14 protein-coding genes are annotated in these 16,535 nt (G+C 32.2%); 3 read left to right on the top strand and 11 right to left on the bottom strand.

Annotation, left to right across the window (positions count from 1 at the left end):
- Positions 1 to 4 precede the first annotated feature (4 nt).
- The gene (locus Z054_RS0107585; RefSeq protein ID WP_024769481.1) at positions 5 to 820 is read right to left on the bottom strand and encodes a TauD/TfdA family dioxygenase; all 816 of its coding nucleotides are present in this window, start codon (positions 818 to 820) and stop codon (positions 5 to 7) included.
- 35 nt (positions 821 to 855) lie between these two features.
- On the bottom strand, positions 856 to 1,830 hold the full coding sequence (locus Z054_RS0107580) for an isocyanide synthase family protein (RefSeq protein WP_024769480.1): 975 nt from the start codon (positions 1,828 to 1,830) through the stop codon (positions 856 to 858).
- A 742-nt stretch (positions 1,831 to 2,572) separates the two neighbouring features.
- On the opposite strand from Z054_RS0107580, the gene Z054_RS31600 reads away from it, so the two are divergent.
- Positions 2,573 to 2,722 (top strand): sensor histidine kinase, encoded by a 150-nt coding sequence (locus Z054_RS31600; protein ID WP_161635251.1) that lies wholly within the window; start codon positions 2,573 to 2,575, stop codon positions 2,720 to 2,722.
- Between the two features lie 166 nt (positions 2,723 to 2,888).
- On the opposite strand, the gene Z054_RS0107570 is transcribed toward Z054_RS31600, so the two are convergent.
- From Z054_RS0107570 to Z054_RS0107550, 5 genes are all read right to left on the bottom strand, one after another.
- On the bottom strand, positions 2,889 to 3,548 hold the full coding sequence (locus Z054_RS0107570) for an alpha/beta hydrolase (protein WP_024769479.1): 660 nt from the start codon (positions 3,546 to 3,548) through the stop codon (positions 2,889 to 2,891).
- A 4-nt stretch (positions 3,549 to 3,552) separates the two neighbouring features.
- The gene (locus tag Z054_RS0107565; RefSeq protein ID WP_024769478.1) at positions 3,553 to 4,362 is read right to left on the bottom strand and encodes a hypothetical protein; all 810 of its coding nucleotides are present in this window, start codon (positions 4,360 to 4,362) and stop codon (positions 3,553 to 3,555) included.
- A 21-nt stretch (positions 4,363 to 4,383) separates the two neighbouring features.
- The gene (locus Z054_RS0107560; RefSeq protein WP_024769477.1) at positions 4,384 to 4,713 is read right to left on the bottom strand and encodes a membrane protein; all 330 of its coding nucleotides are present in this window, start codon (positions 4,711 to 4,713) and stop codon (positions 4,384 to 4,386) included.
- Positions 4,714 to 4,781: 68 nt separating this feature from the next.
- Positions 4,782 to 6,035: a dihydroorotase gene (locus Z054_RS0107555; protein ID WP_024769476.1), complete on the bottom strand. Its 1,254-nt coding sequence runs from the start codon at positions 6,033 to 6,035 to the stop codon at positions 4,782 to 4,784.
- Complete coding sequence (locus Z054_RS0107550) at positions 6,032 to 7,960, bottom strand: vWA domain-containing protein (protein WP_024769475.1); 1,929 nt, start codon at positions 7,958 to 7,960, stop codon at positions 6,032 to 6,034. The genes Z054_RS0107555 and Z054_RS0107550 overlap by 4 nt, the downstream gene beginning before the upstream one ends.
- A gap of 253 nt (positions 7,961 to 8,213) precedes the next feature.
- On the opposite strand from Z054_RS0107550, the gene Z054_RS0107545 reads away from it, so the two are divergent.
- Positions 8,214 to 9,446, top strand: coding sequence for a DEAD/DEAH box helicase (locus Z054_RS0107545; protein WP_024769474.1), 1,233 nt, complete (start codon positions 8,214 to 8,216; stop codon positions 9,444 to 9,446).
- Positions 9,447 to 9,528: 82 nt separating this feature from the next.
- On the opposite strand, the gene Z054_RS0107540 is transcribed toward Z054_RS0107545, so the two are convergent.
- Complete coding sequence (locus Z054_RS0107540) at positions 9,529 to 10,071, bottom strand: porin family protein (protein WP_024769473.1); 543 nt, start codon at positions 10,069 to 10,071, stop codon at positions 9,529 to 9,531.
- Positions 10,072 to 10,243: 172 nt separating this feature from the next.
- Here Z054_RS0107540 and Z054_RS0107535 point away from each other — a divergent pair, with 172 nt between their 5' ends.
- Complete coding sequence (locus tag Z054_RS0107535; RefSeq protein ID WP_024769472.1) at positions 10,244 to 11,809, top strand: NAD(P)/FAD-dependent oxidoreductase; 1,566 nt, start codon at positions 10,244 to 10,246, stop codon at positions 11,807 to 11,809.
- Here the strand turns inward: Z054_RS0107535 and Z054_RS0107530 are convergent.
- From Z054_RS0107530 to Z054_RS0107520, 3 genes are all read right to left on the bottom strand, one after another.
- Positions 11,806 to 13,014 carry a sensor histidine kinase gene (locus Z054_RS0107530; RefSeq protein ID WP_024769471.1) on the bottom strand — a complete coding sequence of 403 codons (1,209 nt, stop codon included), beginning with the start codon at positions 13,012 to 13,014 and terminating at the stop codon, positions 11,806 to 11,808. The two genes, Z054_RS0107535 and Z054_RS0107530, sit on opposite strands and share 4 nt — an antisense overlap.
- A 186-nt stretch (positions 13,015 to 13,200) precedes the next feature.
- A complete protein-coding gene (locus tag Z054_RS0107525) occupies positions 13,201 to 14,994 on the bottom strand; it encodes a cytochrome-c peroxidase (RefSeq protein ID WP_024769470.1) in 1,794 nt (597 codons plus the stop codon).
- Positions 14,995 to 14,998: 4 nt separating this feature from the next.
- Positions 14,999 to 16,468, bottom strand: a complete 1,470-nt coding sequence (locus Z054_RS0107520) for a PhoX family protein (protein ID WP_024769469.1) — start codon at positions 16,466 to 16,468, stop codon at positions 14,999 to 15,001.
- Between the last annotated feature and the right edge of the window lie 67 nt (positions 16,469 to 16,535).

The raw sequence follows: 16,535 nt of genomic DNA, 5'->3' as shown, positions 1-16,535 counted from the left end.
TGGTTTATAAAATATGTATTCGTTGTAAATAGCGATCTATATTATCTTTTAAAGGGTTTCTTCCGTGTAATAGTGATAAATTATCAATTAGTAAATAATCCCCTGTTTCCCATCTATGTTGATAACATACATCCGATTCATATAATTTGGGTATGAAGCTTTTTAAAAAATCATTTTGTTCATTTGAAGAAAACCCTAAGATTTCAATATGTATAGGGTTAAGTTGTACACTTTCTTCATTTAATGGTTCTGCGAATCGTATTACATCTTTACCAAGATGCTCATCATAGTGCACAAGTTTCTGTACTACTTTACCACCGTAATGAGCATTTTTATCTGTACTATAAGTAATAGTAATACTTTTCCATAATTTTAATTCTTGTGGACTAGCTTTTTCTAATACTTTTTGAGTATCACAAAATGTACTTTCTCCACCAGGTGTATTAATATTGGCTCTTAAACATTGAAAAAATAGAAATGATGGTACTGAATTTGCAAATGCTCCATCCCAATGAAAAGGAACATTTCCTTTTGTGAATAGATAATTATTGGCATTTTCTTTAATTTCTAAATTTAAAATATGCCCAAAATTCCATTCGAGAAGATCTCCCCACTGTTTTGCATAGTTTAGCATATTATTAGACTCCATAGGTTTAAAGCCTTTTAGAAGCACAACTTTTTCTTGATGTATAATTTCTGTCAAATCTTTTATAGATAAATCAGTAAGTAGACCATTTTCATTTGCTTGTATAATTGTGCCAAAAGGAAATATTGGTTTGGTTTTTATTTGCGGTAATGCATTTAAATTATTTGTTTCCATAATGTTTTAATTTTTTTACTTAATGAATGAGATTGTTATACCATTGAATAAAATGAATACCCTTTTTGTGAAGAGATTAATTCTGCTCCCATTTCTTTTGCCTCTTTGTTTTTTACTAGTTTATAACCTTCTTCATCTAGCAAAACAACATTGTGCCAAGGAGTACCCCAATTATGATTACATTTTACTAATTGAATACCTATTTTTCCTGTGTTTAGTTTTTGTGGATGGATAGAAATTCTGATGCATTCGGGGAAAAATTTTGCTACTAGATCGCTCCAGGAATGACTTCTTTGAATTACTTGATACGCTATTTCTTTTGATTGTTTTTTTAATTGATTCTTACTTAATTCCCTATTTAGTACAGACATGTCTTCATATACAAACTTGTGTAAACCATTAAATAAATTTTTCTCTGATTCTTGATTCTTTACATTATATTTTACTTCTTCTATACTTTCACCATAATTATTACTTAATTCATATCTCATTTCATCATATGATAGTTCTGGAAAGACGTTATCTAAATTGAAGGTTTCTAAATAGTTTATATTTTCTCGTTTAATCATATCGTTTAGTGCTTCAGAATAGGTCGTAACATCATCATCGTTGACTTGAACAATATCACTAAAGACTCTTCCGTCAGAACAGATAACAACTTTTGCTCCTGGAGTATAAATCTGTTGAATCTGGGAACATATTTTATTAAGACGTTTTAATCCCAGAAATTCTCCCAAATCGGGTTTGATTCCTAAGGTTTTTTCCCGGTTAGGAGATTTTGCAGGAAAAGCAGGTAAGATTAGTCGGATTGGTTCATTTTTATGGATAAATGAATTTATTTTTTTCAAGTGATTTTGAACTGCAACATTTACATCTGGATCATCAAAAATGATTTCAATATCAAAAACTTTTAAATGACTATAATTCATTATGACATTAAAAATTTTTTTGGCTAGAGAAGATTGTTCTTTTTTTATAGAAACAACACTGCCGTTTTGTAGTAAATTCATGGTTTTGAATAGTTTAAGTTGGATTATGTTTAATATTATATGTAGTTGTTTGTTTAAGAGAAAGGCATAGAATTAGGTTTAAAAAAATGTAGCAGATTTAAAACTCCATATATTGTACTTTGGTTATCACCAGCAACAAATTTGATATTTTGTGTTTACAATATTAGCCCCAAATCCTCCAGGGATTTTTTTAGGGCTAGGAGATAGCCATATTAGATAGAAACCTTATTTAAGTCTATGGTTTTGTAATTAATAAGAATTTGATCACTATCTATTTCTGACAATGAGTCATTGATTGGTATAGATAAGGATAAGGTTTTTTTCGAACCGTAATCTTTATGATGATTTTATCTTTAATGAGATGAATGCTATAGTAGTTTTTTATAGCTTCAATAATAGATAGTTGTATAGTGGCAAGCTTAGCTATATGGTTATGAATTGCTTTTTGTAAGTGTAACATGTGTTGAGTTTGGTTTTAAGAGAAAGTATTTTTTTTACATATGCTTTATTGTTTGTAAGGAATACGATTAAAGTTTATATTTTATTTTGATGTCGAAATTAAATAATTGCTTATACTTAAAATGTAACATTTATAGGTGTTTTATTGCACTTTTATACTTATACGTTCATTGTTTGATATTATACAAAGGTGATTTCAAATAACTTGCATAAGAATTTGATAATATTATATAAATAGTGATTTTGTTACGTTTATATAACTAATGATTTAAAAGAAAACCCAGTGATAGAGATTAATGAAACAATGGCTTATGTATTGTTTAATAATTTGATTAGTAATGCCATAAAACATAATATAGAATCTGGAAAACTAGTAATGACACTTACCAATGAGTATTTTGAGATTAAAAACACAGGAGAACCGAACCATTAGAGATACCAGAAGAAGAATTGTTTGGACGTTTTAAGAAATCTGGAAACAGACCTGATTCTAGTGGTCTTGGTTTGTCATTAGTATATAGAATTGTTGATTACTACGACTTTTCTATAAGTTATAAAAATACTGATATTTGGCATAAAATTACACTTAAATTCTAATGCTAAATACGAGTACTCAACCATTCTTTAAATTGATAAAAATTCTGTGGCGCCACACCATGACCTACCGGAAATTCATTTAATGGACTTGTTATACCAAGTTCTGAAAGTAGCATAGGAGCTTTACGTGCCCAATCCACAGGAATTACTTGATCAACACTACCATGAGAACAATATAGGTTAAGCTTAGAAAAGTTATTTGTCTTGTAATTATCGGCTAAGATATCTTCATTTATATATCCACTTAGTGCAATCACATTTTTTACCTTTTGAGGGTAGGAGAGTGCAACTGCATAACTAAGGATAGTTCCCTGACTAAATCCAAGAAGAGTAACATTATCTTTATCCAAATCATAAGCATTTATAGCTTCATCAATGAAACCAGCAATTTTATCTCTGGATTCGATAGCCTGTGTATCATCACTAAATTTTCCTTGATTGTCATCAAAGTAGATTGCGTACCACGCATTACCGTATGGTTGCATAGGATATGGTGCCCGTACCGAAATAATGAATAACTCCTCTTGTAATTCTGTGGCAAAAGAAAAAAGATCATTTTCATCACTACCATACCCATGAAACATGAATAGAACAGGAGTTTTTTCTTTTTTTATTGCTGGTTCTTTGATGATATGGTGTAGTGATAATGTTTTGGCTTGCATAGTTTTATTTTAATTGTATATGTATATGATCATCATGCCGTACAGCCTGGCATCCATGAAATCGTATTTTGGCACTTTGTACCTTTAATCTATTCTTAAGATGTGGTTCTATAAAGACCTTCTCTATCTGTTTTTGTTTTACGATTGCCAAAAGTAAATCTTTTGTAGCTTTTTTTGAAAGTTTTAGCTCTTTGTTTATAGTTCCAAAAGTTATATACTTTGTAAAATCGTACTGCCAGTTTCCTTTTTGTTTACAAACTAAGGTTTGATTATATTCTTGTTTAGTAGGGGATTCAAATACCCCATAGCCACTAATTGAAGGTTTTTTATTGGTAATCTGATAATTATGATCTTGGTAAATAAATGAGATGTCGATTTTTTTTCCATCATTATGACTTAAATGTGGAAGTAATGGAAATCCATTTATAAATGGAAAATTTGCATCTAGATATATTAATATAACTCCTGGATTAGATTGCTGAACCAAAATTGAGGTTTTTTCTAATGCATTATAGAGCCTTGGGTGTACATAATTCCTATTCAAAAGTTTTGTGATGAAACTGTGGGCTTTTATTTGTGTAGTATCTTTTATTTTTTCTCTACCAAATAATGGAGCGATATATGGAACAATAAAAAATGTTATAAATATATAAGTGATAAGAAATATACCTAATTTTTTAAATCGATATTTTCGTACATTTCTTTTAACGAGTACTTCTGTAAGAATATATATAACCCCACCAATTTGAGTTAGAGCAGTTAAAAAAAGAAATAATAAGAATTTGAAAACTAGTTTTGCTATTTTTTTGAACATAAAAAGGTTCGTTATAGCCTTCTATTTAATAAAACTAAACCATTCCTGAAAGTAAGGTCCCAAAATGGGAACTGTTTTTTGTTCTTCTCGTATTGCCAAGATAAGCCCAAAAACAATCAGCACGATACAGAAGATGTAAAAAGCGAGATGAATCATTAGTGAGTCAAAAACATTAGCTAAAGCTATTAAAAGATAGAAACTGATCCACGAACCTAATGCTTGCCTGATATGAAAACTTGCAAACTGGTTTTTACTTTCCTGATTCATGAAAAAAGCTATAATTGTACCAATAACGGTTATATATGAAACAATAGCCGCTGTTTTTCCTTGTTTTGCGTAGTCAGATTGCATGATTGTTGTATTAGATTATTTAGTTTTACTACACTAGATCTTAATAAAGAATTAGTTGTGTAATAGACTTATTTCAATATCATTTTTCCCTTAGCAATAATGCCATAAGGAGTTCCTTTTATAGATTTTCCTATAAAAGCACTATTTTTTGAAGAAGAAATAACATGTTCTTCTGTAAAAGTGGTTTCATCCATAGGGCTAAATAGTGATAAATCTGCTTTATTGCCTTTTTCAATGCTCTCACTTTCTATTTTGAAAATAGATTTACCTCTGGTAAGTAGTGCTATTGTTTGTTCAATATCCAATATGTTATTAAGAGTTCCAAAAGCACTTTCTAGCCCTGTTGTACCATATTTTGCATGATCAAATTCTACCTTTTTATGTTCTACATCTATTGGTTGATGATCACTGGTAATCATATCAATTGTACCATCCTTTATACCTTTTACTAAGGCATTTACATCTTTTTGTGTTCTTAATGGAGGGAGTACCTTATAATTAGTGTCGAATGTAACCAATTCTTTATCGGTTAGAGTTAAATGATGAACGGTTGTACTACAGCTTACTTGTAATCCTTTTGCCTTAGCGTCTCGAATTAATTCTACTGATTTTGCTGTCGAAATTGTAGGGATGTGTAAGGTGCCCCCGGTATATTCTAGTAGAAATAAATCCCGTGCAATCTGTAACTCTTCTGCTAAAGCAGGAATTCCTTTCAACCCTAATAAAGTACTTTGTTCTTCTTCATTAACTATTCCTTTTCCGGCAATATCATTTTCTTGAGGAAAAGATAGAACCAATCCGCCAAAATTTTGCGCATAGAGAAGAGCAATCTTTAATAAATTAGGGTTTTGAATGGCTTTTTTATAATCACCAAAGGCGATAGCACCTGTCTGTTGCATATCATATAACTCTGCCATATCTATTCCCTTAGATTGTATTGTCAAAGCTCCGATAGGATATAGGGATACTGCACTATTTTGGGATTTTCCTTTCAGAAAACCTACAGAAGTACTATTGTCGGTTATAGGAAATGTGTTTGGATGTAGTGCTATAGCTGTGAAACCACTTTTTGCAGCTACTTGTAAACCGTGATCGATAGTTTCACGTTCTTCGTATCCTGGTTCACCAAAACTTACACTACTATCAAACCATCCTTGCGAGACGTGTAAGTTGTCTAATGTAACTTCTTCAACATGATCCGAGGCCTTGATTGTGGTATTAATATCTGTAATTATCCCGTTTTCGATCAAGATATCAACTGTTTGACGATGAAAGGGAGACTTTGGATCAATTACAGTAGCAGCCTTTAATAAGAAGTTCATTTTAGATATTTTAATAGTAGTATTTCAATTAGCAGGAATATCAATGCAAAAATAACAAACCATTTCCAAAGTTCATTAACACTAGTCTCTTCTTTTATTTGGTCAAAAAGCTCTGTTATTGATTGGCTTACTTGATAATCTCCGGTAGTATTTAGATTATAGTATTGTAAATCACTCTCTGCACTATTATAATTATAACTTACATGTTGTTGAACACTGTTATTTTTATCTTGCACTCTATAAATTCCTGCTCTCGTAGGAACCTCATCTGTAGTGATACTCACTTTTGTAGAAAAACTTTGCTGCAAGGGTATAATACTTTCCTGATCAGAAACCAGAGACAATATCCCATCTTGCCCGAGAGATATGGGAACATCATAAGAATTGATCTGACCAATAGTATATGATATATCGGTAAGTTGCAGGCTGCGTTTACCAATGTTATATAGTGTAGGAACAATTAGCGGAGAATTCTTAAAATTAGAGTTTTCCTGATTTATAGCCGATGTAAATACATATATATTATTTGTCTTATACAAGAAAGGACTATTATCTTCAAAAGATAATACAATATTAGATGCAGTTGCTTGATAATAGCTATTCACCTTTGGATATTGAAAATTGGTAATCTTTTTATCAAATACCCCCCGATACAATGGGTGTGAGAAGTTAATCGAAGTAATTTTCTTTTCCTGTGTTTTTTCTGCCAATAATCCTTGTGTCGAATATCCGCTTATAAATTGTTGATAAGAAACCAAATCCCCCTGTATAGCAGGAATAAGACAAATAGTGCCTCCTTGATCAACAAAAGGTTTTAATGCGTTAATAAGTGATACCGGAATTTGCTTAACCTCATTAATTATCACCAGGTTTGCATTACTAATATCATTATAATTAAGTCTTTCGACAGAGCTGCTTAGTACTACAAATTCATCTGGGGTAAAAATATTTTTTATAAAACTATCATCAGCTTCATTAATTGCAACAACTTTTATCTTTTCTGGAGTGTTTATAGTAAAAAACCTTGAGTTATCAAAAGTTATTGCAGGATCTTCTATAATAACGCGACCATTGATTTTTATGTTTTCATCTAAACGAAATTCAGTTTCAGCTGTACCATTTTCAGGAATTGAAACTGCCGTTTTAGCAATTAATCTATCATCATTATATAGCGCAATAGATGTGTTTTCTGCATTAGTATCGGTATTGCTTAATACTACATTAAGTGTGAGATCATTATTTGTATTGTGTTCTAAATATAAACTATCGATAGCGATATTTTGTCTGGTGACAGGTTGTAATTGAACAAGGTGCGTTTTTGTATCTGTATCTTTTTGTAAAGCAAAAGCGTTTTCTTTTTGTTGAAAATCCGAAACCATTATTACACGCTTAATAGTTTCTGGAGATGTTCCGAGTAATTGTTTCGCTTTAAGATAAGCTGCAGGGTATGAAAGTTGATTTGATGAGTATTCGATCTGTAATAAATCGTTTTGAATATCTTGTTTAGAAACATCAATAAAAGTTTCTGTATTAGTAAAAAGAGATATTGTCTCTTCCTCAGGAAGGTCGCTAAGGATTTCTTGTACAGCACGTTTTAGGAGAGGTCCCTTAGATCCTTTGGCCTGCATGCTAAATGAATTATCAAGATATAATGCTGTTTTACTTTTTTTGCCAACAATTTCTTCTAATGCCAGAAATGGTTGAGCAAAAGCAAAAATAATAGCAGCCATGGCTAATAAACGAGCAATTAGTGTTAACCATTTTTTGATTTGAGAACTCTTACGAGTTTGTATGGTAACTGCTTTTAAAAACTGAACATTTGTAAAATTAACCTTTTTAAAACGTCGTAACTGAAATAAATGAACTAGAATAGGAATTATAAGTGCAAAAAGAGCGTAAAGAAATTCTGGGTGTTTAAACTGCATTCCTCTTGTTAATTCTTGGATTGTGTAAATATACTATAAGATTTGAGAATAAGGATTTTGAAAACGTATTTTTTATATGCTATGATGTATCAGGTAAAATAGATTATTTAAAGTAGTAGTATTAGGTAGGTTATTAAACAAAAACATCATTCTAGATTGTTTTACTAAAGAAAATCATAAAAAATAGAGCTATCTTTGCAAAAATATTCAGAAATGGCATTTCGCATAAATTGTTATTTCTTAAACGATTTATATGTCATTTAACACATTAGGATTATCCGATGCACTTTTACGAGCCATCGACAAAAAAGGATATACAGTTCCTTCGCCGATTCAAGAAAAAGCTATTCCGCCGATTTTAGAAAGAAAAGATGTTTTAGCATCTGCGCAGACAGGTACAGGAAAAACAGCAGGATTTACATTACCGCTATTACAGATTTTATCTCAAGGACAGAAATTAAGAAAAAGACCTGTACGTGCTTTGGTACTAACACCTACAAGAGAATTAGCGGCTCAGGTATTAGATAATGTAAGGGCGTATAGCGAATTCCTGGATTTGCGATCAATGGTAATATTTGGAGGAGTGAATGCAAATCCACAAATACGAGCATTAAGAAATGGTGTTGATGTATTGGTTGCTACTCCTGGACGGTTATTGGATTTACATAATCAAAGAGCACTCTCTTTGGCCAATGTTGAAATTTTGGTTTTAGATGAAGCAGATCGTATGCTTGATATGGGATTTCAAAGAGATATTAATAAGATTCTAAACTTATTACCAGCAAAGAGGCAAAACTTATTATTTTCTGCTACATTTTCTAAAGAAATTAAACAATTAGCTAATGGAATTTTACATCATCCAGTCTGGGTTGAAGCTGCACCAGAAAATACTACAGCAGAGAAGATTGAACAAAAGTTATATAGAGTTGATCAAAAAAGAAAATCTGAGCTAATTATTAAATTTATATCAGAAGGAGGATGGAAACAAGTATTAGTTTTTACCAGAACAAAGCATGGAGCTAATCGACTAACAAAAAAAATGGTAGCAGAGGGTATTACTGCCGCCGCAATCCATGGAAATAAAAGCCAGGGAGCTAGAACAAAAGCCCTCGGAGGTTTTAAAAAAGGAACGATTCGGGTGTTGGTAGCAACAGATATAGCGGCTCGTGGACTAGATATTCCATTACTACCACATGTTGTAAATTTTGAATTACCCAATATTTCTGAAGATTATGTACACCGTATTGGTCGTACTGGTAGAGCAGGAGCTAGCGGAGAAGCGATCTCTTTGGTTAGTCAGGAAGAAATAAGCTATGTAAAAGGAATAGAAAAATTATTAGGAGAAAAGTTGCAAAGTGAAATTGTAGCAGGTTTTGAGCCCACAGTAAGTTTTGAAAAATCAGCATCTACTCCAAGAAACAAATCTCGTAAAAAAGCTAAACCAAAAAGTAATAATAGAAACTATAACAGGAGATCTAGAAGGTAAAAAATTAGCTTTTCATAAAATAGAAGGCAACAAAAAAGCGGAAGTTTTACTTCCGCTTTTTATATATAAATCTTTTTTTGTATTAAAAGATATAGTATCCAACAGAAACTTGAAATACAGAATTTTTTGCTTCTACATTATCAACTATATCAATAAAACCTATGTTATATCGTAATTGACCGAAAAAAGAACCAAATTCTACTCCAGCACCTACAGCAGCACTTAAGTCAAAACTTTCTGGCTCACTACCAGCAGGATAATTATCATTAACTACAAAACCAAATTGAGGTCCTGCTTCTGCACTAAAAAATTTAGCAAATTTAAATTTTACTAAAACAGGAAGATTTAAATAATCAACATCAATGTCTTGCTCTAAACCAAAGTTTCTAAATTTTGCTCCTTGTGCAGAATATATAAGTTCTGGTTGTACAGCAAACATATCTGATAAGCCTATTTGTACAACAGCACCAATATGATATCCTGTTCGTCCTTTTAAACTGTTATAATCGTTTCCACTTAATGTTGCGAAGTTTACTCCACCTTTAAAACCAAGTTTGATGTCCTGTGCATTCGAAGAAATAGAAAAACCGATTACCGCAATTGCTAATAAAAAAAGCTTTTTCATAATTGTAAATTTAAGGTTTGTTTGAGGTCAAAGATAGGAACTAATATCTTAAGAAAAGGTTAAATCTAGAAAGCTTCGACTTGTTTACTAGTACCATTTTGATGTTTTGTAAGAGTTATTTTGAAGCAAAGAATGTTGTATCTTCGCCCTAAATTCAAAACCTAAGTTAAGATTGCAATACGAATTCACAATACAAGTTTCGCCAGAAATTGCGGCACATCCCGATCAATTAAAAAGTAAGGTAGCACATAAAAATGGTATCCCTTTGGATGAAATTAGACATGTTCAAGTTTTAAAACGTTCTATTGATGCGCGACAACGGGCAATTAAGGTTAATTTGAAGCTAAAAGTATATGTACAGGAGGACTTTATAGATCAACCAATTTTAGTACCCGAATATCCGGATGTTTCTAATGCACCAGAAGTTATCATCATTGGAGCTGGGCCGGCTGGTTTGTTTGCAGCACTACGTTGTATTGAATTAGGTTGTAAACCCATTGTTTTAGAACGAGGAAAAGATGTACAGGCACGTCGCAGAGATCTTAAAGCTATTAATAGAGATCATATTGTTAATGAAGATTCAAATTATTGTTTTGGAGAAGGAGGAGCAGGTACATACAGTGATGGTAAGTTATATACCCGATCTAAGAAAAGAGGAGATGTACATCGTATTTTAGAGCTTCTGGTTGGATTTGGAGCTACCGATCAGATTTTGGTCGAGGCACACCCGCATATTGGGACAAATAAATTACCCGGTATTATAACTGCAATACGAGAGAAAATTGTTGAAAGAGGAGGAGAGGTACATTTTGATACCCGTGTAATTGATTTTAAAATTAAAAACTCTGAAATTAATGGTGTAACTCTACTTGATGGCAGTACTATTGATACTAACAAGGTTATCTTGGCTACAGGACATTCTGCAAGAGATATATTTAAACTGTTGCATGATAAAAAAATAGAGATCGAAGTAAAACCTTTTGCTTTGGGAGTACGAGTAGAACATCCACAAAAACTTATAGATCAGATCCAGTATTCATGTGAGGTTCGTGGCCCTTATTTACCTCCTTCACCATATAGTATTGTAAAACAGGTAAAAGGCAGAGGAATGTATTCTTTCTGTATGTGCCCGGGAGGGGTGATTGCTCCATGTGCTACCAGCCCTGGAGAAGTGGTTACAAACGGGTGGTCTCCTTCTAAAAGAGATCAACCTACCGCCAATAGTGGTATTGTTATAGAATTACGGTTGGAAGATTTTAAGGAGTTTTCTAAGTATGGCCCTTTATCTGGAATGTATTTTCAGAAAAGTATAGAGCAGCAAGCATGGCAGGTAGGTGGGGAGACTCAGAGAGTTCCTGCACAAAGATTAATAGATATGGTTGAAGGAAAAATATCAACAAACCTTCCTGAAACCTCTTATAAGCCTGGTTTAACATCTGCTGATATGGGGCTAGTATTCCCCGAATTTATTCATCAAACGCTACAAGATGGTTTTAAGGCATTTGGTAAAAGCATGAAAGGGTATCTTACTAACGAAGCTATAGTACATGCTCCCGAGTCCAGAACATCATCGCCAGTTCGTATTCCCAGGGATTGGAAAACATTAGAACATACACATATTAAAGGATTATACCCTTGTGGTGAAGGTGCGGGATATGCAGGTGGTATAATTTCTGCGGCTATTGATGGTGAAAAATGTGCTCAGGCTTGTGTAGCAACAACAACTAAAACAGTTTAATTAGATTTCTTTATAGAGAACTCAAAAGTGGTTTGAATCTTTTCTTTAGAAGATACTTTAATATAACCTCCTAGGTTTTTAACTAATTTTTCTACTGTAGAAAGCCCAATACCATTACCTTTATTACCACTTCTATCTGCAATATTTGCTGTAGTGAAAAGTTCAAAAATAGTATCCAATTTATCATTTGGAATTCCCATTCCATTATCCGTTATTCTGAAATAATAGAAATTTTCATCTTCGTTAGTTTCTATAGATATAATGATTTGCTCTTTGTCATTATATTTAATACTGTTTCCGATAAGATTAAAGAAAATTTGTTTTAATGCAAGCTTATTACACTGTATAATAGGATCTTCTTCAGGAAAATAAATAGTGAAATCCGGTTTCATAGTAAGTAAATCAACGATTTTATTCAACAGATGATTTAAATAAAATTCTTCGGGTTTATTATGCATTAAACTTTCACTCTCATAATGATCTAGTACATCACTAATATAGCTACTCATAGAGAAAGAAGAAGTTTTGATATAATCAAAATATTCTAAACTTTCATTATCGAGTTTATCTCCCAGTTTAAGCTTCAATAAATCTGTCGATGTAATAACATTGGCTAAAGGCATCTTAAGATCATGAGAAATCACTCTTGCAAACTCCCTTAAGGATTCGTTATGTTTTTTTAACTTATTTTGAATTATTTGAAGATCATTATTCTTTTTGTTCAGCTCAAAGAGAATAATCACTTGTTTTGCCAAAGCATTAAGAGATTCTAATTGCTTATTAGAAAGTTCTCTTGGAACACTATCCATCACACATAATGACCCTAAAGCAAAACCATCCTTATCTACTAATGGAATTCCGGCATAAAAAATAATAGGCTTTTCTTCAAGAATAATTGAGCTGTCATTAAAACGTTTATCTTCTCTGGTGTCTTTAATTATTAATGGAGCATGAGGTTGTAAAACAACGTGAGAGCAAAGAGAATTATTACGAGGAGTCTCGCAAGTTTCTAATCCGTGTTTAGATTTAAACCATTGTCTGTCATTATCTACCAACGAAATTAGTGCCATATCTGTTTCACAGATAAACGCAGCAAGAGCTGTAATCTCATCAAACTCCTTCTGTGATTCGGTATCCAGAATGTCTAATGATTTTAAAGCTTCTAACCTAAAGTTTTCGTTTATGGGTATTGCGTTTGATATCATCCTCTTACAAAGAATTGATTTATATAAGAATCAATTCCTAATAAAATTAACAAAAATAACCCAGATATTACAAATTAATTAGCATTACATAATAATTTTACGTGATAACCGTAATGTAATTAGAAGAGATATGCTATTATCTATATTCTATTAGTAAAGGGGTAAGAAGAGTGATCAAATTCTCTTTTAATATGCTTCAATGTCATCTTCTAGTGAATGTATAAATGAAATAATATCCTTTATTTCCTGATTAGTGAGGTCTAATGCATCAGAAGGTAGTGTTTGATATTCATTATGAATACCAATACCAATACCGCCGCCACGATTATAAAAATCCATAACATCTTCTAGAGTATTATACACTCCATTATGCATATAAGGGGCAGTTTTTCCTGCGTTTCTAACTGTAGGGGTTTTAAAAAAATGCTTCCTTTCAGGAGTTTTATATACATGATACCTTCCCAAATCAGAACTAATAATGGCATTGATAGTATCATTTTGCTCTGGAACTCCAATGAATTCAATTTCTGACTCTCTATAGTTGGGCGGTACAGTACCATTAAAAACAGGAGCAAAATGACATGTGGCACATTTGGCTTTACCATTAAAAAGGTTAAAACCATTAATTTCATTTTGCGTAAGCGTATTTTCTATAGTGTTTATGTTACGATCAAATTTAGAGTCAAACGGTGCTAAACTTCTTATATAACTGGCTATAGCATTCCTGATTTCTGCATTACCAACTTTTTGGTTTTTAAAAACTTCTGCAAAACTTTTTGTGTATATACTATCTTGTGTTACAACTTGCCTCAACGTTTCTAAATCTGTATGAAACTCATTTTTGTTTTCTATTACAGCAATAATTTGCCCCTCTAAACTACCTGCTCTTTTATCATAGAAAAATGCCTTTTGTAAACCCGAATAAAGTAGAGTAGGAGTATTGCGTGTAACTTTTGCTCCAATTTTTAATCCATCTGTAAACGCTTTATCTGCATGATGACAAGTTGCACAACTAGTTTTTTTATCCGATGACAAATTAGTGTCGTAAAATAGTTTTTTACCTAATGTTATTTTTTGCGGAGTCATTTCTCCAGAATTTCTGTCCGAAAAATAGGTGTGATTATAAGTGTCTTTAGAAAAAAGAGAAATAGCTTTATTTTTTATTGCTAACTCAAAAGGAAAACTCACATGCCAATCATTCACAATCTGATTCCATAAGTCTAATTGTTTATGAGTATGATTTTTAATGAAATCATATCGATTAAATGTATTAAAATCAGCGTTTAAATCTTTAATTGAAGCTTCTATTTCATAATTCCATTTTTTTAAAAGTGCTGGATTATTAAATTCATTTTGAAAGATCGATAAATATGTTTTCAAACTCTGATATACTATTTTGGACTCTTCTAAAGAGTTTTCTAAGACTGGAGAATCAAAACCTGTTATTCCTGTAAGTGCTATTTGAACTATTGATTTTCTAAACAGCCACAAAAAATGATATGTCTTTAAGTGATTAAAACTAGTGTTCTTTCTGATTAATTTTAATCTATTTGAAACTAGATTCAAGTGTTTGTTTACACGTACAGAATTCATGTTTTCTGTAAAGATTTCTTCTTCAAGCACTTGATATCCACTTGGCTTTTTAGTTTTTATATCAGTAAAGTCCTCTTCTTCGACTTTCAAAATATTTGGTTGATTTAAGAAGCCATAGTTTTCAATGTCCAGGGAAGCCAAAATGGGTTCGATTTTTTTGAAATACTTTCTGGATTGAAGAAAATATTTTTTGACATTGCTAGTATCAGTTTTAGCACTATCCAAATGATTAATAGCCATAGTGATATCGGATATGAATTGTTCTTTCATTTGGATATTGAATGACGTTTTTTCTTCTTTCTCTTTTGAACAAGAAGAAAAAATACCGAATATGATAAAGAGGCTTATCACAAAATAAGCCCCTTTACTGTATTTAAATAAAATCATATGTTTATCTTTCTAAACCTTTAATTATATAAAGCATACTTCCTTCTTTACGACTATTTGCTATATCAGGATTTGCTGTAGGATCGGTAAAAGGTGTTCCGTCTGCTCTTTCCCAACCATGATTTTGGGTAATCATAAGAAAAGTCTCATCTATACCAATAACGTCTGATATATCAATCATACCTGTTATTTCCCATATTCTGTCTAGACTACCATATCCGGCTGCTGCTGCTTTAGGTTGATCACATTCTAACACTACTTTTAACTCTCCGGTGTTTAAATTGTATTGATATAATCTTGAATAATGATTTGCTGCAGGTTTAAAATCTTGAATCCCATTTGGGTCTTCTTGTATGTAAGCATAATTTTTGGTTACCAAAATATTATCAGGGCTATGAAAAGCTTCCGCGGTACCGCCTACTTTATCACCATCCAATACACACGTTATTTTACCGGGACCATATGGAGTTTTATGATTTAGTTCTACTTTATAAATTCTTCCAGAACGTGTTCCTTTTCCCACTAATCCAGGTTTATCTCTTCCCGTTACTGCAAAATAGACTTCTTGATTATTACTTCTACTATGTCCTCTTCTCCAATCTATATCTTCCAATCTAGAAAATCCCATTACGCCTTTTTCTTTGGCTTCGGCATCCAATAAATCGATATTTTTTTCGGTTAATTCTACAAATTCCATTTCATAAGAAACCCCTTCTTCCATATCTACTTCGTAGGTTACTGTAGGTGAGGTTACCTTTAACCCATATAATTTACCACCCTCAAGATCTCCTTGTCTGCCTACATACATTCCTAATTGTCCAGAAGGAACTTCGTTATTACTATTATCATCACCAATAAAAACTACAGTTTTACCAGGATACGCACGTCTGCTTAGTGCTACTGCATTTTCGGTAGACCATTGTCCTAATGCAGTCAACATTCTTGGGGCAGAAGCTTCTGATACGTTTTTATAAGGATTAGTTGCGAAAACACCTTTAGAATTTCCTCCCCATTCACCACCAGAAAGGTATAAAGGACCGAAACCATGTACAGATGGAGTGATTAATGAACCAGAACACTGGGCTGTGTTTGCAGTGGCCAATGCATTAAGAATATGTTCTCCTTTAATGGGTTTAAAAGTTTCATCTAATGTGATTCTGGCAACAGAATAATCAGCTTCGATATTATTAATTAAAGTAAATGTTCCGTTTTTATTACGAAGTAATCCTGCTCCATCTGCCATAGAACCATATGTAAAATCAGGAATATAGGTATCTTCAGATGAAAGTAGGTTGTATATTTCTACATCAGAAAATTCAGAAGTCTTTTCTAATAAAACAGGAGAGATAGAATGATTTTTTAGTTCAATTTTTCCTGTTGGAGGTTTAACAGGACCTCCTGTGTAGTCGTCTAGATTGCAAGAAGCCAATAATAATGCAGCACCTAGAGAGGCAATAATAAGATGATTTTTCATGATTGTGTGGATTTTTTTGTTTCCACAAATTTAGACTAAGGTATACCTCAACAACTTTATGAAGATG

It is taken from the genome of Aquimarina macrocephali JAMB N27, from assembly GCF_000520995.1.
In the GTDB taxonomy this organism is placed as follows: Bacteria; Bacteroidota; Bacteroidia; order Flavobacteriales; family Flavobacteriaceae; genus Aquimarina; species Aquimarina macrocephali.
This window is presented reverse-complemented; position numbering and strand designations above follow the sequence as displayed.